General features: G+C 69.1%; 20 protein-coding genes. 2 read left to right on the top strand and 18 right to left on the bottom strand.

Annotated features, from left to right (window positions below; translation table 11 throughout):
* Positions 1-58: 58 nt before the first annotated feature.
* The 5 genes from gap to uvrC all read right to left on the bottom strand — a co-directional run bounded on the left by gap (position 59) and on the right by uvrC (position 7,099).
* Positions 59-1,069, bottom strand: a complete 1,011-nt coding sequence (gap, locus tag ACOQFL_RS01550) for a type I glyceraldehyde-3-phosphate dehydrogenase (protein ID WP_092627634.1) — start codon at positions 1,067-1,069, stop codon at positions 59-61.
* Positions 1,070-1,616: 547 nt separating this feature from the next.
* A complete protein-coding gene (gene whiA / locus ACOQFL_RS01545; protein WP_435542269.1) occupies positions 1,617-2,633 on the bottom strand; it encodes a DNA-binding protein WhiA in 1,017 nt (338 codons plus the stop codon).
* The gene (locus ACOQFL_RS01540; protein ID WP_435542268.1) at positions 2,624-3,622 is read right to left on the bottom strand and encodes a gluconeogenesis factor YvcK family protein; all 999 of its coding nucleotides are present in this window, start codon (positions 3,620-3,622) and stop codon (positions 2,624-2,626) included. The genes whiA and ACOQFL_RS01540 overlap by 10 nt, the downstream gene beginning before the upstream one ends.
* A gap of 225 nt (positions 3,623-3,847) precedes the next feature.
* Positions 3,848-4,726, bottom strand: coding sequence for an RNase adapter RapZ (gene rapZ / locus ACOQFL_RS01535; RefSeq protein ID WP_435542267.1), 879 nt, complete (start codon positions 4,724-4,726; stop codon positions 3,848-3,850).
* A 3-nt stretch (positions 4,727-4,729) separates the two neighbouring features.
* On the bottom strand, positions 4,730-7,099 hold the full coding sequence (gene uvrC / locus ACOQFL_RS01530) for an excinuclease ABC subunit UvrC (RefSeq protein WP_435542266.1): 2,370 nt from the start codon (positions 7,097-7,099) through the stop codon (positions 4,730-4,732).
* A 356-nt stretch (positions 7,100-7,455) separates the two neighbouring features.
* Between uvrC and ACOQFL_RS01525 the strand changes: the two genes are divergently transcribed.
* Entirely contained in the window at positions 7,456-8,157 is a 702-nt protein-coding gene (locus ACOQFL_RS01525; protein ID WP_435542265.1) for a hypothetical protein, read from the top strand.
* Between the two features lie 85 nt (positions 8,158-8,242).
* Here ACOQFL_RS01525 and ACOQFL_RS01520 read toward each other — a convergent pair whose 3' ends face one another.
* The 7 genes from ACOQFL_RS01520 to rpe form a co-directional block, all read right to left on the bottom strand.
* Entirely contained in the window at positions 8,243-9,268 is a 1,026-nt protein-coding gene (locus tag ACOQFL_RS01520) for a beta/alpha barrel domain-containing protein (RefSeq protein ID WP_435542264.1), read from the bottom strand.
* Between the two features lie 336 nt (positions 9,269-9,604).
* Positions 9,605-10,066 carry a PH domain-containing protein gene (locus tag ACOQFL_RS01515; RefSeq protein WP_435542263.1) on the bottom strand — a complete coding sequence of 154 codons (462 nt, stop codon included), beginning with the start codon at positions 10,064-10,066 and terminating at the stop codon, positions 9,605-9,607.
* Positions 10,063-10,563 carry a 6,7-dimethyl-8-ribityllumazine synthase gene (gene ribH, locus ACOQFL_RS01510; RefSeq protein WP_435542262.1) on the bottom strand — a complete coding sequence of 167 codons (501 nt, stop codon included), beginning with the start codon at positions 10,561-10,563 and terminating at the stop codon, positions 10,063-10,065. The genes ACOQFL_RS01515 and ribH overlap by 4 nt, the downstream gene beginning before the upstream one ends.
* Positions 10,560-11,885, bottom strand: coding sequence for a bifunctional 3,4-dihydroxy-2-butanone-4-phosphate synthase/GTP cyclohydrolase II (locus ACOQFL_RS01505; protein WP_435542261.1), 1,326 nt, complete (start codon positions 11,883-11,885; stop codon positions 10,560-10,562). Before ACOQFL_RS01505 ends, ribH begins: the two co-directional genes overlap by 4 nt.
* Positions 11,882-12,532, bottom strand: coding sequence for a riboflavin synthase (locus tag ACOQFL_RS01500; RefSeq protein ID WP_435542260.1), 651 nt, complete (start codon positions 12,530-12,532; stop codon positions 11,882-11,884). Before ACOQFL_RS01500 ends, ACOQFL_RS01505 begins: the two co-directional genes overlap by 4 nt.
* A gap of 143 nt (positions 12,533-12,675) precedes the next feature.
* Positions 12,676-13,716, bottom strand: a complete 1,041-nt coding sequence (gene ribD, locus ACOQFL_RS01495) for a bifunctional diaminohydroxyphosphoribosylaminopyrimidine deaminase/5-amino-6-(5-phosphoribosylamino)uracil reductase RibD (RefSeq protein ID WP_435542259.1) — start codon at positions 13,714-13,716, stop codon at positions 12,676-12,678.
* Positions 13,713-14,390, bottom strand: coding sequence for a ribulose-phosphate 3-epimerase (gene rpe / locus ACOQFL_RS01490; protein ID WP_435542460.1), 678 nt, complete (start codon positions 14,388-14,390; stop codon positions 13,713-13,715). The genes ribD and rpe overlap by 4 nt, the downstream gene beginning before the upstream one ends.
* Positions 14,391-14,564: 174 nt before the next feature.
* Between rpe and ACOQFL_RS01485 the strand changes: the two genes are divergently transcribed.
* Positions 14,565-15,053, top strand: a complete 489-nt coding sequence (locus tag ACOQFL_RS01485; protein ID WP_435542258.1) for a nitroreductase family deazaflavin-dependent oxidoreductase — start codon at positions 14,565-14,567, stop codon at positions 15,051-15,053.
* An 18-nt stretch (positions 15,054-15,071) separates the two neighbouring features.
* Here ACOQFL_RS01485 and ACOQFL_RS01480 read toward each other — a convergent pair whose 3' ends face one another.
* The 6 genes from ACOQFL_RS01480 to def form a co-directional block, all read right to left on the bottom strand.
* A complete protein-coding gene (locus ACOQFL_RS01480) occupies positions 15,072-16,502 on the bottom strand; it encodes an amino acid permease (protein ID WP_435542257.1) in 1,431 nt (476 codons plus the stop codon).
* Positions 16,503-16,734: 232 nt separating this feature from the next.
* Complete coding sequence (locus ACOQFL_RS01475) at positions 16,735-17,196, bottom strand: nucleoside deaminase (RefSeq protein WP_435542256.1); 462 nt, start codon at positions 17,194-17,196, stop codon at positions 16,735-16,737.
* A gap of 141 nt (positions 17,197-17,337) precedes the next feature.
* Positions 17,338-17,754 (bottom strand): OsmC family protein, encoded by a 417-nt coding sequence (locus ACOQFL_RS01470; protein WP_435542255.1) that lies wholly within the window; start codon positions 17,752-17,754, stop codon positions 17,338-17,340.
* A gap of 65 nt (positions 17,755-17,819) precedes the next feature.
* Positions 17,820-19,241: an RsmB/NOP family class I SAM-dependent RNA methyltransferase gene (locus tag ACOQFL_RS01465; RefSeq protein WP_435542254.1), complete on the bottom strand. Its 1,422-nt coding sequence runs from the start codon at positions 19,239-19,241 to the stop codon at positions 17,820-17,822.
* Positions 19,238-20,176 carry a methionyl-tRNA formyltransferase gene (gene fmt / locus ACOQFL_RS01460; RefSeq protein WP_435542253.1) on the bottom strand — a complete coding sequence of 313 codons (939 nt, stop codon included), beginning with the start codon at positions 20,174-20,176 and terminating at the stop codon, positions 19,238-19,240. The genes ACOQFL_RS01465 and fmt overlap by 4 nt, the downstream gene beginning before the upstream one ends.
* Before the next feature lie 2 nt (positions 20,177-20,178).
* The gene (gene def / locus ACOQFL_RS01455) at positions 20,179-20,784 is read right to left on the bottom strand and encodes a peptide deformylase (protein WP_435542252.1); all 606 of its coding nucleotides are present in this window, start codon (positions 20,782-20,784) and stop codon (positions 20,179-20,181) included.
* Positions 20,785-20,956: the final 172 nt, after the last annotated feature.

The raw sequence follows: 20,956 nt of genomic DNA, 5'->3' as shown, positions 1-20,956 counted from the left end.
ACAAGGGGTGATGGGACAATTCGGCCCCCGGGCGGGGTCGCCCGGGGGCCGAGGGAGATCAGGAAAGCTTGGAACCGACGAGGTCGGCCAGATCCACCAGGCGGTTGGAGTAGCCCCACTCGTTGTCGTACCAGCCGACGATCTTGACCTCGTTGCCGATGACCTTGGTCAGCGGCGCGTCGAAGATCGTGGAGGCGGGGTCGCCCACGATGTCGCTGGAAACGATCGGCTCCTCGGTGTAGCGGAGGATGCCCTTGAGCTGGCCGTCGGCGGCAGCCGCCTTGAAAGCCTCGTTGACCTGCTCCTCGGTGGCGTTGGTCTTGAGGGTGGCGGTCAGGTCGGTGACCGAACCGGTCGGGACCGGCACGCGCATGGCGTAACCGTCGAGCTTGCCGTTGAGCTCGGGCAGCACCAGGCCGATCGCCTTGGCCGCACCGGTGCTGGTGGGGATCACGTTGACGGCCGCCGCACGCGCCCTGCGCAGGTCCTTGTGCGGGCCGTCCTGCAGGTTCTGGTCGGCGGTGTAGGCGTGCACCGTGGTCATCATGCCCTGCTCGATGCCGAAGCTGTCGTTGAGGACCTTCGCCATCGGGGCCAGGCAGTTGGTGGTGCACGAGGCGTTGGACAGCACGGTCTGGGTGCCGTCGTAGGACTCGTCGTTCACGCCGAGCACGACGGTGAGGTCCTCGCCCTTGGCGGGTGCCGAGACGATGACCTTCTTCGCGCCGCCCTCGTCCACGTGCCTGCGGGCGTCCTCGGCCTTGGTGAACAGTCCGGTGGACTCGACCACGACGTCGACACCGAGGTCTCCCCACGGCAGCTTGCCCGGATCCTTCTCGGCGAGGATCTTGATGCTCTTGCCGCCGACCTCGATCCCCTCGTCGGTCACGGTGACCTCTCCGGGGACCTGGCCGAGCACGCTGTCGTACTTGAGCAGGTGCGCCATGGTTGCGACGTCGCCCAGGTCATTGGCGGCCACGACCTCGATATCGTGCTTGCTGGCAACTGCCGCACGCCAGAAGTTGCGTCCGATCCGGCCGAAGCCATTGATACCTACGCGAACGGTCACGCCGATCTCTCCTCGCGACTTACCCTGCCGAATCGTCGGCAGGTGGCGGTCATATGGACTCGTCATCGACCCTATCGCCCGACTCGCCCCTGTTACGAACTCGGGAGACGCCACACCACGACATCGCCGCGCCACTCATCGGCTCACGCGCCGACGGGCCGCGGCGTCGCCCCGGGACGAACGGCCGCCCGACATCGAATTTCCCACTTCGCGGGACGGGTCGATCCGGACAGAACCGATGGGAAACACGACTGTAACGATTCACAAACATCGGTGGAAATTCACTTCCACGGGTGACGAACAGCAGTACCGGAAAGCACTCGCACCACCGTTACTCACCCGAAAGCATCATACGACGTAACGTCGCGCGGGCGAAACCGAACTCCGTCGAATCGCTGCCGAAGAGTCACTGCCGCGGAGTCACCGTCGATGAATCGCGGTTGGCGAATCGCGGCCGGCGAATCGGGGGTTCGCCGGCCGCGGGAGTCACTCTGCGGAATATCCGCTGCCGCTCTGGCTGTCGCGTGGTTCTCCTGCCGGGCGCCGGTCAGTCGTGCTGTTCCTCGCGAAGCATTCCGTCCACACCGGACTCGAGCAGTTCGGCGGTCACCGCCGACTCGGTGTCGGGCAGGTTCAGCTCCCTGGCCCGCTTGTCGGCCATCGCCAGCAGCCGCCGGATCCGGCCGGCCACGGCATCCTTGGTCATCGGCGGATCGGCGAGCTGACCGAGCTCCTCCAGCGAGGCCTGCCGGTGTGCGAGCCGGAGCCTACCCGCCACCATCAGGTGTTCCGGCACGGAGCTGCCCAGCAGCTCCAGCCCGCGTTCCACCCGCGCGGCGGAAGCCACGGCGGCACGCGCGGAACGCCGCAGGTTGGCGTCGTCGAAATTGGCCAGTCGGTTGGCCGTGGCGCGCACCTCGCGGCGCACTCGACGCTCCTCCCAGGTCATCACGCTGTTGTGCGCGCCGAGCCGGGTCAGCAGCGCCCCGATGGCGTCGCCGTCGCGGACCACGACCCGATCGGTGCCGCGCACCTCGCGGGAACGCGCCTGGACCTCCAGCCGACGGGCCGCTCCGACCAGCGCCAACGCGGCCTCCGGGCCGGGGCACGTGACCTCCATCGCCGAGGAGCGGCCGGGTTCGGTCAACGAACCGTGCGCCAGGAACGCGCCCCGCCAGGCGGACTCCGCGTCGCACACGCCACCCGAGACCACGTGCGAGGGCAGGCCCCGCACCGGGCGGCCGCGCGGGTCGAGCAACCCGGTCTGCCGGGCCAGGCCTTCACCGTCGCGCACGACACGCACCACGTAGCGGGTTCCCTTGCGAAGCCCGCCGGAGGTGATCACGTGCACGTCGGAGTGATAGCCGTAGAGCTCGTGCAGCTCGCGCCGCAATCTGCGCGCGGTGGAACCGGAGTCGAGTTCGGCCTCCACCACCACACGCCCACCGACGAGGTGCAACCCGCCCGCGAAACGCAGCAGCGAGGACACCTCGGCTCTGCGGCAGCACGCCTTGGTCGTCGGCAACCTGCTCAGTTCGTCTTTGACCGCCGCGGTCATAGCCACCGGTCCGTCCTCCTCTCCAGTGCGGCTTTCAGACTCGCCGCGAGAGCATCCGGTTCGTGCTTCGCCGAACCGGGTGCGGCAGCGACTCGATCAAGCAAAGTCTGCGCACCAAGTCCGGTCGCCGCAGCACGAAGCCGATCCGGCGTCGGTACCGCTTCGGAATCGGCCAATACCGCGTCTACCCGCAGTTTTGGCTCGTGTTCGGAGATCACGTCCAGGTGTTGTTCCGGTGAGAAGTCCGCTGTTTCACCCGGTTGCGGGACAAGATTGAGTACCACGATCCGCTGAGCAGAAGTGTTGACCAACGCGTCGCGCAACTCGGGAACCAGCAGATGCGGCAGCACACTGGTGAACCAGGAACCGGGCCCCAACAGCACCACGTCGGCGTCCAGCACCGCCTGTACCGCCTCGGGAGCGGCACGCGGCTCGTGCCGCTGCCCGTTGACCGCGTTGAGCCGCACCCGGCGCACCCGGCCCGGCGTACTGGCGATGGCCACCTGGCCCCGGATCGTGCGCACCGCGGCGGGATCCTCGTCCAGCCCGGTGACATCGGCCTCCATGTCCAGCGGCTCCGCGGACATCGGCAGTACGCGCCCCCGCACGTCCAGCAGTCGGCACGCCTCGTCCAGCACGGCTATCGGATCGCCCAACACCTCCAGCAGCCCCGCGAACAGCAGATTGCCGACCGCGTGGCCCGCCAGCGCGCCGTTGCCCCCGAAGCGGTGCTCGAACAGTCGCGCCCAGGTGTGGCTCGACCCCGAGTCGCCCGCCAGCGCCGACAGCGCCTTGCGGAGATCACCCGGCGGCAGCATGCCGAGCTCGCGACGCAACCTGCCCGAGGAACCACCGTCGTCGGCGACGGTCACCACGGCCGTGATGTCGGTGGTTATTCGCCGCAACGCGGCCAGGCTCACCTGTAAGCCCCGTCCGCCTCCGAGGGCGACGGCACGCGGCCGATCCGGCCACGTGGTCGTACCACTGGTCTCCACGCTGCTCCCTTCCACCCTCGAACGAACCGATCGACAACCCGGTAGCGCGCCGGGTTCACGGGCCGCGCCGAGCACTTAACCGCGGCTCACGATCGGGCGACACCCGAGACAACGAAACACGAGACAGCGAGATGTGACGTGCTCATCGCCCGGGACGTGGTGATCCCCGGCTCCTTCCCGGCCCGACCGATCCGGGACGCCGCTCGGACGACCGCGATGGGACCCTCACTCACGTCCCAGATCACGGTGCACCGTCTTGACGGTCATCCCGTCGTCATCGGAAAGTCGTCGGGCCAGCTCCTCGGTGAGCACCACGCTGCGGTGCTTGCCGCCGGTGCAGCCCATCGCCAGGGTCAGGTAGCGCTTGCCCTCGCGCTGGTAGCCGGTTCCCACCAGCCGCAACAACCGCTGGTAGTTGTCGAGGAACTCCTCGGCCCCCTCCTGCCCCAGCACGTAGTTGCGCACCTCGTCGTCGTTGCCGTTGAACTCGCGCAACTCCGGTATCCAGAACGGATTGGGCAGGAAGCGGCAGTCCATGACCAGATCGGCGTCCATCGGCAGGCCGTACTTGTAGCCGAAGGAGAGCACGGTCACCTGCGTTCTGGTACCCGCCTCGGTCCCGAACGCGTCCTCGATCTTGCTCCGCAGCTGGTGCACCGACAGGCCCGTGGTGTCCAGCACGAGATCGGCCTCGGCACGGAGCTTGGACAGCAGCGAACGCTCGGCGGCTATGCCGTCGGCGAGCCTGCCCTGGCCCTGCAGGGGATGACCGCGCCGGACCTGTTCGAACCGGCGGACCAGCACCTCGTCGGTGGCTTCCAGGAACAGCACTTTCGGCTTGTAGCCACGCGCGTCGAGATCCTTGATCACCGAACCGAGATCCTCGGTGAAGGCCCGGCTGCGGACGTCCATGACCACGGCCACCCGGGTTATGGCGTCACTGGAACGCGCACCGAGTTCGACCATGGTCGAGATCAGTTCGGGGGGCAGGTTGTCCACCACGAACCAGCCCAGATCCTCCAGGCACTTCGCGGCGGTGCTGCGGCCCGCCCCGGACAAGCCGCTGACGACCGCCACCTCGATGCCGCCGTGTTCTTCGGTCACTGTTCAACCCCCTGCTGTACCGTCGCGGTTCCTCGCGGTGCCCGGTTCGGATCCCCGGACATCGCCCGTCGGTTCCGTGACGGTGCTGGAAATGTTCCGTCCCTGTGAATCGCCGGAATCCGACGACCCGGCCACCTTCCCCGAGGATCCGGTTCCGGTGGCTTCGTTCGCCACGGTTTCGGTCCCCGCCGCATCCGACCCCGCCGCATCCGACCCCGCTGCGTCCGAGCCAGCCGCATCCGACGCGGCGCCGGTCTCCGCCGCACCGGACAACGCACCGTGCACCGCCTCGGCCGTTCGCCTGCCGAAACCCGGTACGGCGCTGATTTCCTCGATCGTGGCAGCCCGGATCTTGCGCAGCGACCCGAAGTGCTTGAGCAACGCCTTCTTCTTCACCTGCCCCAACCCCGGCACGGCGTCCAGTTCGGAGTCGGTCATCCGCTTGGACCGCTGCTTGCGGTGGTAGGCGATCGCGAAGCGGTGCGCCTCGTCCCGGACCCGCTGCAGCAGGTAGAGCGCCTCGCTGGTCCTGGAGAGGACCAGTGGCTCCGGTTCGGCGGGCAACCACACCTCCTCCAGGCGTTTGGCCAGCCCGATCACGGCGACATCGGTGATGCCGAGCTCGGCCAGCTCGTCGGCGGCGGCGTTGGCCTGCGGCGCCCCACCGTCGACCACCAGCAGGTTGGGCGGGTAGGCGAACTTGCGGGGTTTGCCGGTCTCGGGATCCACCCCCGGGGACTGCTCGTGCCCCGTGGAATCGAGCCCCTGGCTCTCCCCCGTGCCGTGGCTCTCCCCCGTGCCGTGGCTCTCACCGGTGCCCTCACCCACCTCGGCACCGTCGGTCACCTCGACCGAGCCGGTGCCCGGGAGAGAGCCGGTGTTCGCGACAGGGCTCGCGTCCACGGCCTCCGCCGAGGAGTCAGGCACCTGCTCGGGCTGCTCGGCGCCGGTCTCGCGCAGGTACCGGTTGAACCTGCGTCGAACCACCTCGGCCATGGCGGCGGTGTCCCCGCCCTCACCACCGCCCCGCACGGAGAACCGCCGGTACTCGGACTTGCGGGCCACCCCGTCCTCGAAGACGACCAGCGAGGCGACCACATCACTGCCCTGCACGTGGCTGACGTCCACGCACTCGATCCGCAGCGGCGCGCTGTCCAGCCCGAGCGAGTCCTGCAGCTCCTGCAACGCCGCCGAGCGGGCGTTGATGTCCCCCGCCCTGCGCAGCTTGTACTGCTTGAACGCCTCCTGCGCGTTGGTGCGCACCGTCTCCAGCAGCGTTCGTTTGTCACCCCGCTGCGGGACACGCAATCCCACCTTGCTGCCGCGCAGCCTGCCGAGCCACTGCGCCACCGCCTCGGAGTCCTCCGGCAGCTCGGGAACCAGCACCTCGCGGGGCACCGGTGTGCCGCCCGCGTCGGCCTGATCGGCCAGCGCTGCCTGCTCGCCGTAGAACTGGGTCAGGAAATGTTCGACCAGCTCGGCGGTCTCGGTGCGCTCCACCTTGTCGATGACCCAGCCGCGCTGGCCGCGCACCCGGCCGCCGCGCACGTGGAAGACCTGCACGGCGGCGGCGAGTTCGTCCTCGGCGAAGGCCGCCACGTCGGCGTCGGTACCGTCCCCGAGCACCACGGCCTGTTTCTCCATCGCGCGGCGCAGCGCCTCCAGGTCGTCGCGCAGCCTGGCGGCGCGTTCGAAATCGAGCTGTTCGGAGGCCTGCTCCATCCGCTCCCGCAGCCTGCGCGTCATCGCGTCGGTGCGGCCTGCCAGAAAGTCGCAGAACTCGTCCACGATGCGGCGGTGCTCGTCGGCCTCCACCCTGCCCACGCAGGGGGCCGAGCACTTGTCGATGTAGCCGAGCAGGCAAGGCCTGCCCATCTGGGCGTGGCGCTTGAACACGTTGTTGGAACAGGTGCGGGCGGGAAACACCCGCAGCAGCGTGTCCAGGGTGTCGCGGATGGCCCAGGCGTGCGGGTAGGGCCCGAAGTAGCGCACCCCCTTGCGCCGGGGACCGCGGTAGACGTGCAGCCGGGGGAACTCCTCGTGCAGCGTGACCGCCAGCACTGGGTAGGACTTGTCGTCGCGGTAGCGGACGTTGAAGCGTGGGTCGAACTCCTTGATCCAGGAGTACTCCAGCTGCAGCGCCTCCACCTCGGTGTTGACCACGGTCCAGTGCACCCCGGTGGCGGTGGTCACCATCTGGCGGGTGCGCGGATGCAGCGCGGCGAGGTCGGCGAAGTAGGACGAGAGTCTGCTGCGTAGACTCTTCGCCTTGCCGACGTAGATCACGCGGCCATCGCCGTCGTGGAAGCGGTACACACCCGGAGAGTCCGGGATGGTGCCGGGAGCTGGTCGGTAGGTGGACGGATCGGCCACGCCCCCAGCCTACGTGCAGTTACCCCCCTCTTGACCAAGCCGGTCGTTGTTGGGAGGCGCGAACTCTGTTTGCGTAGGCGGTTCGGGTGGCGGAACCTCTCGCGGGCTCTCGCTGCGGGGAGACCCGACATCGAGTAGGCACCTACGCCACGTCGGGCCTTCCTCGCGAGAGCACCACGAGAGAACCCGCCGTCGGTCCTGCTGCGAGAGTGGTTGGGTTTCGGCCCACGTCGACAGGGCGCGGCGATTTCTTGGGAAATTGACGGGGCTTCGGAAGGCCGCGAGAGGTTCCGCCGAGGGAGTGCCCATCAAAATCAGGACGACAACAGCGCGTGGTCCGGGGAAGAATTCGCGGGATGCGACTTCCGATCACGGTGCACCGGGCGCGGCTCGGCAAGCACTCCTACCGGGTGATCCGGCCCAGACCCATCCCGCCGAACGTGGTGCTGCGGGACTTCAGGAACCGAGAAGGTGAGTTCGACATGCGGCTCGACGCCCGCGCCGCCCACCGGATCGGCATGGCATGGCTGCTGGCCGCGCGATCACCACGATCGCTGGTGCACTTCCCGCTGCGGGGCAGGCCGACACCGGTCACGCCGCAGTGCTGGCCGCGATGCATCGAGTGGTGCTGTCCGCTGGCTACGGACGAACCGCAGCTGGACCTGCTGTTGCTGCATCGCGGTCTGCAGTTCCGCCCTTCGCGATGGAAGGAGGTGCGTGCCCGGTTGGACGACGGCAGGCCGGAGACGGCCGAAATTCCCGCGAGTGATGTTCCGGACGAGGAGAACGTGCTTCCCTTCGAGGAGCACTGGATGGACCAGAACCCGCTGCGGCAGCACGTACACGCGGAAACACTGCTGCTCACCGGAAACGCACCGCTGTTCCGGGAGCTGAGCACGTGGTTCCTGGAACTCGCGACGAGAGGCCCCAGAATGCGCTCCCTGACGGGCGAAGCGCACCAGTGCAACGAGCTTCGCTTTCACGAGGATCCTCGCGAGGACAGCCAGCTACACATCACCTACGCCGACAAGTGGTCCGGAACCGACATCGAGCTCTGAGGGGGTGGGCAGGCACCTCGTGCTGCGGTGCCCGCAGCGGAGGACCACACCCGACTTACCCAGCACTCAGCTGACCCTCGGGAACTCAGCGCCTCGGGGGACGGTAGTTCTCGATCCGCCGCAGCAGCGCCCTGATACGCAGCGCGTACAGCGGGGAGAGCGCGTAGCCCGGGTAGCTGGCGAACCAACCGGCGCTGCCGAGGCTCACGGCGTCGGCCCCGGCCCAGAAGTACTCCCGGCAGTCGTCGAAGTTACGGATGCCGCCGGTGGCGATGATCGGCAGGGTCACACCGGCGTCGCGCAGCTCGGAGACCACCCGCAGCCCGATCGGTTTGATCGCCCGCCCGGAGAGCCCGCCGAAACCGTTGGCCAACAGCGGGTTCCCGGTCTCCGGATCCAGCCGCAGTCCCTTGACGGTGTTGATGGCGGTCAGCGCCGACACGCCGTGCCGCGCGGCCAGCTTGGCGTGCTGCAGGTAGTCGTAGTCCGGCGAGAGTTTGAGGATCACCGGGTGGTTGCTGCGCGGTACCGCCTCGGCGAGCACCGATTCGATGATCGCGTTGAAGTCGAAGTTGACGTTGTGGCAGGAGACGTTGAACTCCACCGCCGCGATGTCGCCCGCCGGAACAGCGTTGTTGATCTTGTCCACCAGCGTGGTGAACTCCTCGGTGGAGAATCCCCCGACCGAGATGATCGTGTTCTGCCCGCGGGTGCGCGGGTAGTAGTCCCGCAGGTAGGAGTCGATGCCCACGTTGCACCAGCCGAAGGCGTTGAGCCAACCGCCGTCGACCCGCTGCAGCGCCCTGCCGTAGCGTTTCAGCAGGCCGGGCAGCTCCCGCAGCGGCCAGACGTCGCGGGTGGTGAAGTGCCCCTCACGGGGCTCGACGGTGACCGTGCGGGTGGTTATGGCGCCGAACCGGTCCAGCGGCACGAACTGCGAGACAGGGCTCATGCCGTAGGGGATGAGCTTGGAGTTGGCCACGCCGTAGCCGAGTATGCTCGAAGAGGTCACCAGCCGGTTGCGGAGTCGGATGTCCCCGAGCCGAACGTGCGGCCCGGCCGTCTCGTCGGCACGGACCAACCGCAGGTTGCGCTCCTGAGCCAAGCTCACGATCTCTCCCCTCACCGTGTGCGCGGCGACCGATTCGATGTCACCGTGCTCATTCTCGCGCATCGGCGAACGACGGCACACGCGGTGGGTGCACAGGAATTCCCCACGCGAGTTGTCGGTGTGCTTCAGCTCCGACACTGCCGAACCGCACACCATTCATCGGCGCGACAGCGCCGATACCACCCTCGCAATCGGCACCGCCGCGGGTTCTCCCGGGCGGCTCTCGCGAGGACGCCCCCGACGTTGTGTAGTACCTACCCGATGTCGGGGGAACCGCAGCGAGAGCCGTGCGAGAGGTTCCGCCACCCGCCCCCCTACGGGCTGGACGGGGAGTAATCACCCATCAATGTGGCCGATCTCCCGCCGCAGGGCACGTAGGTCCCGCATGGCGCGCACCGCGTGCTCCCCGTCGAAGGACTGGATCGCGGAGATGGACTCGTACTCGTCGTCGGGCAGTTCCAGCCGCGCGCAGTTGGCCCCTTCGGGAAAGCTCACTCCCCGCACGTCGGACCAGGCGTAGCGGTGGGTCAGGATCGAGTTACGCACCTCCACGCCGTTCGCGTCGGCACGGAGTCGCGGCCTGATCGACAGCAGGATGAGCCCGGCCAGCACCGCGCCGATGCCGACCATGGCCACCTGGTCGGAGACCGTCAGCAGCAAGCCGGTCGAGGTGCGGCGCAGCATCACGGCGGCCACGCCGCAGACCACGAACACCACGAGCGCGGCGGGCACGGCCACGTTGCGCACCCGCTTGGGGCGCACCTGCACGAAACTGTCGGTACCCGCCGAGGTGCTCACAGGAAACCTCGCTCGCTGCTGTAGTCACCCCGGAGTTCACGCAGCACCAGCGCGGTCTCCAGCGCGGCCGCGGTGGCCTCGAAACCCTTGTCCTCGAGCGAGTCGTCGAACCCGGCGCGCAGCGTCGCCTGCTCGCGACTGTCCACGGTCAGCACACCGTTTCCGACAGCGGTGGACTCGTCCAGGGCGACCCGGGTCAGCCCCGATGTCACCGACTCGCACACGTAGTCGAAGTGCGGAGTTCCGCCGCGAATCACCACTCCGAGCGCCACCACGGCGTCGTAGGCGTGGGTGAGCTGCTGGCAAACCACCGGAAGTTCCATGGAGCCCGGCGCCCGAACCACCTTCGGCTCGGCGGTACCGGCCTGCTCGGCCGCCTGCAGGGCACGTCGCAACATCTGCTCGGCGATATCCGCGTGCCAGCGAATGGCCACGATCGCCGTTCGCAGATCAGGCGCGTGGGGCACCGAGACCTGCGGTCGTCCTTCCCCGCTCATGCCGTCACCTCCGAGCCGCCGCCGATCGAGGAGTCCTCCCCCTCGTCCAGGTACTGCAGTTCGTGTCCCATCCTGTCCCGTTTGGTGCGCAGGTAGCGCAGGTTCTCCGAGTTGGGGCGGATGGGAAGCGGCTCGCGGCCGACGATACGCAGTCCGTAGCTTTCCAGCCCGACCCGTTTGTCGGGGTTGTTGGTCAGTAGCCGCATCGAGCGGACACCGAGATCGGCCAGGATCTGGGCCCCCTGCCCGTAGTCGCGGCCGTCCACGGCCATGCCCAGCGCCAGGTTCGCGTCGACGGTGTCGGCTCCCGCGTCCTGCAGCTGGTACGCCTGCAGCTTGTGCATCAGGCCGATGCCCCTGCCCTCGTGGCCGCGCATGTAGAGCACCACGCCCCGGCCCGCCTCGGCCACCCTGGCCAGTGCGGCGTCGAGCTGCGGGCCGCAGTCGCAGCGCAGCGAGCCGAGCACGTCGCCGGTCAGGCACTCGGAGTGCACCCGCACCAGCAGGTCCTCGCCGTCGCCGATCTCGCCGTACACCAGCGCCAGGTGCTCGATCCCGTCCAGCAGACTGTCGTAGCCGAAGGTGCGGAAGGTGCCGTGCGCGGTGGGGATGCGTGCCTCGGCTACCAGCTGCACCTGCTTCTCGAACCGCCTGCGGTAGGCGATGAGGTCGGCGATGGTGATCAGCGCGAGCTCGTGGTCGGCGGCGAAGACCTCCAGCTCGTCGCGTTTGGCCATCTCCCCCTCGGTCTTTTCGCTGACGATCTCACAGAGCACCCCGGCGGGGCGCAGCCCGGCCAGGCGCGCGAGGTCGACGGCGGCCTCGGTGTGGCCGGAGCGGCGCAGCACCCCGCCCTCCTGGGCACGCAGCGGCACCACGTGTCCCGGCCGGTTGAGGTCCTCGGCCGTGGAGTCGGGCGCGGCCAGCACGTTGATGGTGTGGGCGCGGTCGGAGGCCGAGATGCCGGTACCCACGCCGGAGGCGGCGTCCACGGTGACGGTGTAGGCGGTACCGCGCAGGTCCTGGTTGGCGTGGTACATGGGGGGCAGGTTGAGCCGCTCGCAGTCCTCGCCGGTCAGCGCGGTGCAAACGTATCCCGAGGTGTAACGGACCATGAACGCCAGCAGCTCCGGGCTGGCCAGCTCCGCGGCGAAGATCAGGTCACCCTCGTTCTCCCGGTCCTCGTCGTCGACCACGACCACCGGCCTGCCCGCGGCAATGTCGGCCAGTGCCCGCTCGATGTCGGCGAAAGCCGTGTTGCCGACTTGCTCGGCGTCCCTGCTGTCCGGGGGGCCGTCCGGGACGGAATCGTTCGAACTCACCGCGCCTGCTCCCTACTGTCACCATTGTCCGCCGCACGCGGTGCTCCCGTGCGGGTGAGCCGGTCGAGTTGTGGGGCCATCAGCCGCTCCACGTGTTTGGCGAGCGCGTCGACTTCGATGTTGACCCGATCGCCGGGTGAGCGCAGCCCCAGGGTGGTCACTTCCAGGGTGGTGGGGATCAGGGCCACGCTGAAACCGTCCTCGGTGAGCCCGGCGACGGTCAGCGAGATCCCGTCCACGGTGATGGAGCCCTTCTCCACCAGGTAATGCGCCAGGTGGGGTGGAAGTGAGAACTCGGTGCGGCCGTCGGCATCGGCCGCGAGGAGGGTCGCGGTGTCGTCGACGTGGCCCTGCACGATGTGCCCGCCGAGCCGGTCGCCGAGCGCCATGGCACGTTCCAGGTTCACCCGGTCGCCCGTGGCGAGATTCCCCAGTGTGGAGCGGCGCAGGGTTTCGTCGACGACGTCGACGTCGAAGCCGTGCTCGGTCAGCCGCACCACGGTCAGGCAGACTCCGTTGACGGCGATGGAATCGCCCGGCGAGGCGTCACCGGTTACCACCGAGGCGGCCAGCGAGAGTCGGGCGCCGTCGGAGGATCGCTCGACCGCGACGAGCTCCCCGAGTTCCTCCACGATCCCGGTGAACACGTGGCACCCTCCTTTGGGCGTTCCAATCGGCCGTTCGGGGGACGTCGGTAGGGAGATTTCCCGTGGGGTAACCGTACCCAACGTGTTCCGAGTGAGAAGTCATTACCCGTACGACGTAGCGAACCGCGGTCGTTGCCCCCACTTTAGCCCTCGGACGGAACAGCGCTGATCCACACGTCCCGCCCGCACATCCTGACCCGTTCGAAGTGAAAGCGCCACGCCTGCGAGATACTCGCCACCCCGGCGTCGCCGAGCGCGGCACTTCCCGAGCCGAGTAGAGCGGGCGCCACGAAGGCCTCCACGAGGTCGATCCGTCCGGCACGCAGGAACGCCCCGGCCAGGGTCGGTCCACCCTCCAGCAGCACCGCCGTCACCCCCCGTTCGGCCAGTGAGCGCAGCACCCGGTCCGGATCACCACCCGCGAACCGGATCGTGGGGGCGGAGTCGTCGAGCACCTTGGCCGACTCCGGGATATCGCGATCACCCACGACCACCCGCAGCGGTTGTTCCGGCAGCGCGACACCCTGCTCGTCCCTGGCGGTCAGCCTCGGATCGTCGGCCAGCACGGTGCCGGTGCCGACGAGCACGGCGTCGCGGTGTGCCCGGATGCGGTGCACCTCGGCACGCGAGGGCTCGGAGCTTATCCACTGGCTCGTACCGTCGGAGGCGGCCGAACGACCGTCGAGACTCGCGGCGTACTTCCAGGTCACATGAGGAAGGCCGGTTCGCGTGCGGTGCAGCCAGGGGCGTAGCGCCCCGGTGGCGACCTCCTGCTCGTCGACGCCGCCGACGACGTCCACCCCGGCCTCGCGGAGCAGGGCAGCACCCCCGGAGGCGCTCGGGTTGGGGTCGGCCACCGCGTAGGCCACCCTGGTGATGCCCGCCTCCCGCAGCGCCACCGCGCAGGCGCCTGTCCTGCCGGTGTGGGCACACGGTTCCAGCGTCACCACGGCCGTGCCGTCGACAGCGGCCGCACCGGCTTCCCGCAGCGCCAGGACCTCGGCGTGTTCCCCACCGGCGGGGCGTGTGGCCCCGGTTCCGGCGAGGTTCCCGTGCCGGTCCAGCACCACGCAGCCCACCGCCGGGTTGGGGCTGGTGCTGCCGAGTACGCGCTGCCCGAGCTCGGCGGCCTGGCGCATGGCGTCGAGGATCTCCGGCTCGCGGGACCAGTCCGAACCGCTCATGCGGAACCGTGCGCCGATGCGTCCCGTGCCTGGGCACGCAGGCCCTCGACCGCGCGGACGGGGTCCTCGGCCCCGTAGACGGCCGACCCGGCCACGAAGCAGTCCACGCCCGCCTCGGCTGCTTGTTCGATCGTGTCGCTGTTGATGCCGCCGTCGATCTCGACGAGCAGATTGAGATGACCGGTGTCGACCATGCGGCGTGCCGTCCGGACCTTCTCGAGTACCCGCTCGATGAACTTCTGGCCGCCGAATCCCGGTTCCACCGACATCACCAGCAGGGTGTCGTAGTGTTTGAGCACGTCGGTGTAGGACTCCAGCGGCGTATCGGGTTTGACGGACAGCCCGGCGGTCGCACCGGCCGCACGCAGGTTCTTGGCCAGCGCCACCGGGTCCTCGGCGGCTTCGGCGTGCACGGTGACGTTGTACGCACCGGCTTCGGCGTAGCCCGGCGCCCAGCGATCGGGGGCGTCGATCATGAGGTGGCAGTCGAGCGGCGTGCCGGTACTGCGCAGCAGCGACTCGACGACCGGCAGGCCGAGCGTGAGGTTGGGAACGAAGTGTGCGTCCATAACGTCGACGTGCAGCCAGTCGGCCCCGCGACCGGGGCCGCCGACAGCGGCCATCTCCTCGGAGAGCCTTGCGAAGTCCGCGGACAGGATGGACGGCGCGATCATGGGCTGGTTCGACACAATCGGATGATAGCCCTCGGGTAGGGCGAGGGCGGTGCTCCCCGGTGGAAACCACCGGCCGCGAGGCGGAAGGTCACGAAGTGTCCCGGTGACCGAACCGTTCTCCGAGGCACCGCGAAGCGTTTCCGACGAGCGAAACCGAACGGACGGAGGCGGGAAGTGCCCATCACACAACACGGCCCCAGCGGGCTACTGCGCGGAATACTGCGGGCCCCCGTCCGGCTGTACCGCAGGGATCTCGGCTGGCTGCTCGGCCACCGGTTCCTGTACCTGGTTCACCGTGGTCGCAACAGCGGAGTGCTGCGGGAGACGGTGCTCGAAGTGGCGCGGTACCGACCGGACTCCGGTGAGGTGGTGGTGGTCTCCGGCTGGGGCGACAGGTCCCAGTGGTACCGCAACATCACCAGCTCACCGGCCGTGGAGGTCCGGGTCGGCAGGCAGCACTACCGGTATCCGCGGCAACGTGTGCTCGACGAGTCCGAAACCGCCGATCTGCTGGCCGGTTACGTACGCAGACACCCCCACGTGGCGCGGGTGCTGGCCAGGGCGACCGGCTGGCCGCTGCTGACCGCCGAGGGCCGGGCGGAACTGGCGCGGACGCTGCCCGCGATCTCGTTCACCCCGCGCGACCACATCGGCTCGGCCTGAACCACCGCCCGCCGTGCGTCAGACGTCCGCGTGTGGCTCGCCGGCCCGGCGGCTCTCCCGGCGCCGGATCAGCCAGTAGGCCAGCAGCAGCAACGCCACGAAGGGCAGGCCAGCCTTCCAGGCCATGCCGAACTGGGCGGTGAACGGTGTGGTCAACAGCACCGCGAGCACGAAGAGCATGGCGAGCACAGTGGTGAACGGGGCTCCGGGCAGTCGCACCGGCGAACTCGGCAGCCCCGCCGCGGCGCGCTTGTGGCGGAAGGCCAGCTGGCTGGCGAAGATGATCAGCCAGGTCAGCAGCGCGCCGAACAGCGCGATGCCCAGCAGCACCGGGAACGCCGAACTCGGTGCGAACGCCGAGACCGCGGCTGCCAGCGCCAGCCCGACAGCCGAGAGCAGCAACGCCCGGCGGGGTGTGCCCTGCCCGCTGAGTCCGGCGAACCAGCGGGGTGCGTAGCCGTCGCGGGCCAGCGAGTAGGTCATGCGGGCGGTGACGTAGAGATTCGTGTTCATCGCCGACAACGCGGCCGTGAGGATCACGAAGTTCATCACGCCCGCCGCGGCGGGAACCCCGGCGATCTCGAACAGCCGCACGAACGGGCTCCGCGTCAGCTCGTCGCCACCGGAGGAGCTGTTCCACGGCAGGATAGACACGATCACGAGCATGCCGAGCACGTAGAACAGCGCGAGCCGCAGCACCATGCCCCGCGCCGCCCGGGGGACGTCGCGGGTGGGGTTGCGCGATTCCGAGGCCGTGACCGAGACCGCCTCGGTCCCCAGGTAGGAGAAGGTGACCACGGTCAGCGCCAGCCACACGGCGCCGATGCCGTTGGGCAGGAATCCGCCGTGCGCGGTGAGCGCGCTCACGCCGGTGGCGGACGCGCCCGGCAGGCCGAAAACGATGTAGACGGCGCCGAGCAGGATGAATACCACGATCGTGACCACCTTGATCATGGCGAACCAGTACTCGAACTCGCCGAAGTAGCGCACGGCCGCCGCGTTGACCACGAGCATGATCACGGAGAAGGCCACCACCGGCAGCCACAACGGCACCCCGGGGTACCAGAACCGGAAGTAGATCCCGGCCGCGACTACCTCGCTGCCGATGTTGACCACCTGCGCGGCCCAGTAGATCCACCGCTGCACGAATCCGGCCATTCCACCGAGATAGCGGTGCGCGATGGCTCCGAAACCACCGGCCTCGGGGTGTACCACCATCATCTCGGCCAGCGCGTAGGCCAGCGCCAGCGCGGCCAGCGCAGCCACCACGTAGGCGATCAGCACGGCAGGACCCGCGATGGAGATCGCCAGCCCGGATCCGAGGAACAGACCGGTACCGATCGCCCCGCCCACGGCGATCATCCCGACCTGTCGGCTGCTGAGATCCCTGCGTAATCCGCTCTCGGTATCGTCGACGCGCTGCCGCACCCCGTTTTCCTCCCGCATCATCCGGAAACCGCGGAACAAACGGTCCACAATCTAAGGCAGGAAGGGGAGGAACGGTTCCACCGGGTGGATGTCGGTCGGTCGCCCGATTCGAGCATCGCGAGGGTTCGAGCGTCGCGATCGCCGTCAATTTCTCGCGAAATCGTCGGGGCGCGGCAGGGTGTGACGGCCGGGTGACGGTGACGGCGAGGTAAGGACGGCCGGATAAGCGGGCAAGGCAGTGTGGCGGTGGGCCTCAGCTGCCCACGTCCTCGTACCACAGCCGCGGGGACCGTTCGATGAAGTCGGCCATCAGGCGCACGCACTCGGCGTCGTCGAGCAGGATGACCTCCACGCCGCACTCGGCCAACCACTCGTGACCACCGTAGAAGTTACGCGCCTCACCGATGACGATCCGGCCGATGCCGAACTGCCGCACCAGCCCACTGCAGAACCAGCACGGCGACAGCGTCGTCACCATCGTCGTGGCGCCGTAACCTCGGTGCCTGCCAGCGGCTCGGAAGGCCGTGGTCTCCGCGTGGGCGGTGGGATCGTCGTCCTGCACCCGCCGGTTGTGACCGCGCCCCAGGATGTCGCCGTGCTCGCCGACCAGTACCGCTCCGATCGGTATGCCACCCGCCGCCTCCCCGGCACGGGCCTGTTCCACGGCGGCGGCCAACCAGTTCCGGTACTCGTCCAACCTCGTCACTGACTCCATCGCCCGTCTTCCGCTCCGCGCCCGGTTACGAACGTCGTCCACACCGGGACCACACCGGCTCGCCAACCGTATCCGGCCGGGGAGAGCTCGACCGCCGGGCCGAGCACCGATCGGATCGGCGGCCGGTCGGCCGGCGAGTGGTCAGCCCGGCAGCGTGAAGGTTATCGGAGTACCGCGCTCGACACTGCGACTGACCGTGCAGTGACGGCCGATGGCGCGTTGCACGGCTTCGACCAGTTTCGTCCGCTCGGACTCGTCGACGATCCCCGACAGATCCACCTCGAAGGAAACCCCCACCGACTCGAAGGTCGCGGGGTCCTGGTCGCTGACCGTGCGCTCCGCCCGGGCGGTGATCGGCGCCTCGTCACCGAGCCGCCGCACCAGCAGGTTCTGCCCGGTGAGTTGGGCGCACCCGGCGATGGCGGCCAGCAACAACTCCCCCGGCGTGAACGCGTCCGGCATGCCACCGGCCGCGATCTCGACGGTGCCGCCGCGATCGTTGGTCGCGGTGAACGTGGACGCACCTGTTCGGGTGACCTCGACGGGACTGGAGGACATAACCACCTTCCGTAGCGGTTGCTCGGCTGCGAATACACGGACTCCGCTGCCAAAACGAGGAACGGTCAGACCCGCAGCAGCGCGCAGAACATCGCGTCCGTGCCGTGCCGGTGCGGCCACAGTTGCACGGACGGTCCGTCCCCCAGCAGCGGGACATCGGGGAAGCACGGCCTGGCATCCAGCTGGCGCACGCCGGTCTCGGCGACGACCTCGGAGACCACACCGGTCGTCTCCGCCGGATGCGGGGAGCAGACGACGTAGGCCACCACCCCGCCGGACCTGGTGCGGCGCACCGCGGCGGACAGCAGTTCGCGCTGCAACCGCACGAGATCGGCGACGTCCTCGGGCTGTCTGCGCCACCGCGCCTCGGGCCTGCGCCGCAGTGCCCCCAGCCCGGTGCAGGGCGCGTCCACCAGAACCCGGTCGTAGGTCCCGGACAGGCCGGGATCACGCCCGTCCGCGACGCGCACCTTCACCGACAGCCCCCGCGTGGCCGATTTGACCAGCTCGGCACGATGCTCGGCCTGTTCGACCGCGTCGAGCGTTCCGCCGTCCAGGGTGACCAGCGCGCCCAGCAGGTTCGCCTTGCCACCCGGACCGGCACACAGATCCAGCCACCGGGTGTCCCGGCCCTCCAGATCGACATTGGTCAGCGCCAACGCCGCGAGCTGGCTGCCCTCGTCCTGCACCGCGGCGAAGCCCTCCTGGACGGGTTCCAGTTCCCCGGGATCGCCCGAACCCGCTTCGAGATGGACGCCGTAGGGCGAGTAAGGGGCGGGGTCACCGCCGGTGATCGCGGCCAGCTCGTCCGCGCTGATCTCGCCGGGCCGGGCCGTGAGGTGCACGGCGGGGCGGGCGTCGTCGGCGGCCAACGCGGCGTCGAGTTCCGCGCCGGTGTCGTCCAGCGCCTCGGCGAACGCCTGCGCGATCCAGCGGGGATGGGCGTTGCGGAACGCCGTGTGGCCCACGGGGTCGGACTCCGGGTCCGGAGCCAGCAGTTCGACCCACTCCGACTCCGTGCGTTCCCCGACCCGGCGCAGCACCGCGTTGGCGAAACCGGCCAGTCTGGAACCGCGATTGCCGCGCACCAGGTCGACCGTCGACGCGACGGCCGCGTGACCCGGGATGCGGGTACGCAGCATCTGGTAGGTGCCGAGTCGGAGAGCGTCCAGCAGCAGCGGATCCACTTCGTCCAGCGCGCGGTCGCTGCACTCGGCGATGACCGCGTCCAGCAGGCCCTGTGCCCTGGCCGACCCATAGGCGAGTTCGGTGGCCAGTCCCGCGTCCCTGCCGCTGACCCGGTACTGCCGTAACAGCCCGGGCAGCACGAGGTTGGCGTAGGCGTCGCGTTCCCGCACTGCGCGCAGTGTCTCCAGCGCCGCCGTGCGGGCGGGATCGTCGGTCGGCGGTTTCGCCCGCTCGGCGCGCCGGTTCGGCGGCCGGGAGTTCTTCGGGCGGGAGTTGGCACCAGGACGCTTGCGGTTCACTTCAGCACGGTTCCTTGTTCGATATGCACACCGCGTGCCCAGTCGGTGGCGGGCATGCGCTTCTTGCCGATGGCCTGCACCTCACCGAGCCGGACGGGATCGGTGGCTGTGCCCACCAGCACTCGCTTGCGCTGTACGAGGAGCTCGCCCGGTCGCAGCGCACGCAGTTCCGGGGAGTCGGCCTCGACCACGGTAACCGGTCCCAGTTTGAGCCGGTGTTCCGCCAACCAGGCCCAGGCCCCCGGATCGGGGCTCACCGAACGAATCACCCGGTCCACGGCCTGGGCGGGCATCCCGAAATCGACCTTGGCCTGTTCGGAAGTGATCTTGGGGGCGTAGGTGATCCCGTCGGCCGGTTGCGGTTCGGCATGCGCGGTCCCGTCCTCGACGGCGTCGAGGGTCGCCACGAGCAGCTCGGCACCGGACACGGCCAACCGGTCGAGCAGCGAACCGGCGGTGTCGTCGGAAGCGATCCCTTCGGTGACCACGCCGAAAACCGGCCCGGCGTCGAGCTCGGGCACGATCCGGAACGTGCTGGCACCGGTGATGTCATCGCCGTACCTGATCGAGGCGGGTACCGGTGCCGCGCCGCGCCAGGCGGGCAGCAGCGAGAAGTGCAGGTTGATCCAGCCGTGCCGGGGGATGTCGAGCGCCTCCTGCCGCAGCAGCGCTCCGTAGGCCACCACCGGGCAGCAGTCGGGCTCCAGTTCGGAGAGTCGTCGCAGGAACTCCGGGTCCGAGGCCCGCGAGGGGGTCAACACCTCGATGCCGTGCCGCTCGGCGCACTCGCGCACCGGCGAGGGGACCAGCCTGCGTCCGCGCCCGGCGGGAGCGTCGGGTCTGGTAACCACCGCCGCGACCTCGTGCCGCGAGTCGAGCAGTCGGCGAAGTGCGGGCACGGCTGGTTCGGGAGTGCCCGCGAATACCACGCGCATGTCTAGTGTGTTCCTCCGAAGGACGAGTACGGGTCCTGCTCCGCCACCGGCCGGACGCGCTCGAACGAGCGATCTCCCCTGGTTTGCTCTGCGGGGTGGAGCTGGGCCGGGTCGTGCTGGGTAGGTCGGGACTGTGGTGGTTCGGGCCGGGTCGGACCGGCGGAACTCTCGTCGAGCCGGTCGAGGAAGATCAACCCGTCGAGATGATCGGTTTCGTGCTGCAGACAGCGCGCCAGCAGGTCCGAACCGACGACTTCGACGGGTTCGCCGTGCATGTTCCAGCCCCGGATGAGCACGGTGCGGTACCGCGGGCACAGCCGATCGACCTCCGGAACGGACAGACACCCTTCGGGCCCCTCGTTCGGCTGTTCGTCGAGCGGACGCAGCGAGGGATTCACCAGATGCCCGGCGTAACCGGCGCAGTGATAGGCGAACACCCGAACCGGTTCACCCACTTGAGGGGCGGCCAGCCCGGCACCACCGTGGCTCTCCATCGTGTCCCAGAGATCGCGTACGAGCGCGCGCAGCCTGCTGTCGAAGTCGACGACCTCGGCGGAGCCACCGCGCAGCACGGGGTCCCCGAGCAACCGGATCGGCCGGACGCTCACGCGTGCTCTCCAGGATCGTGGGGTGCCGGATTCAGTCTAACGGCCGTCCGTGGAGTTCGGCGGCACCGAACCGTCCAGGCGCTCCCGGAGCCGCGTTCGGCCCCGGTCCGCCCGGACGGTCACGGTGTCACGAGAGCAACGTCCTCTCGCGGAGCCCGCTCGAAAAAGCCGA

This window comes from Actinopolyspora sabaoui (assembly GCF_051225635.1).
GTDB lineage: Bacteria > Actinomycetota > Actinomycetes > Mycobacteriales > Pseudonocardiaceae > Actinopolyspora.
This window is presented reverse-complemented; position numbering and strand designations above follow the sequence as displayed.

Excerpts from the sequence above, each read along its gene's own strand:
- ACOQFL_RS01525 (WP_435542265.1), top strand. The coding sequence starts at position 7,456 with ATGCGACTTCCGATCACGGTGCACCGGGCGCGGCTCGGCAAGCACTCC.
- ACOQFL_RS01470 (WP_435542255.1), bottom strand. The coding sequence starts at position 17,754 with ATGTCCTCCAGTCCCGTCGAGGTCACCCGAACAGGTGCGTCCACGTTC.
- ribH (WP_435542262.1), bottom strand. The coding sequence starts at position 10,563 with ATGAGCGGGGAAGGACGACCGCAGGTCTCGGTGCCCCACGCGCCTGAT.
- ribD (WP_435542259.1), bottom strand. The coding sequence starts at position 13,716 with ATGAGCGGTTCGGACTGGTCCCGCGAGCCGGAGATCCTCGACGCCATG.
- ACOQFL_RS01475 (WP_435542256.1), bottom strand. The coding sequence starts at position 17,196 with ATGGAGTCAGTGACGAGGTTGGACGAGTACCGGAACTGGTTGGCCGCC.
- fmt (WP_435542253.1), bottom strand. The coding sequence starts at position 20,176 with ATGCGCGTGGTATTCGCGGGCACTCCCGAACCAGCCGTGCCCGCACTT.
- rpe (WP_435542460.1), bottom strand. The coding sequence starts at position 14,390 with ATGATCGCGCCGTCCATCCTGTCCGCGGACTTCGCAAGGCTCTCCGAG.
- ACOQFL_RS01480 (WP_435542257.1), bottom strand. The coding sequence starts at position 16,502 with ATGATGCGGGAGGAAAACGGGGTGCGGCAGCGCGTCGACGATACCGAG.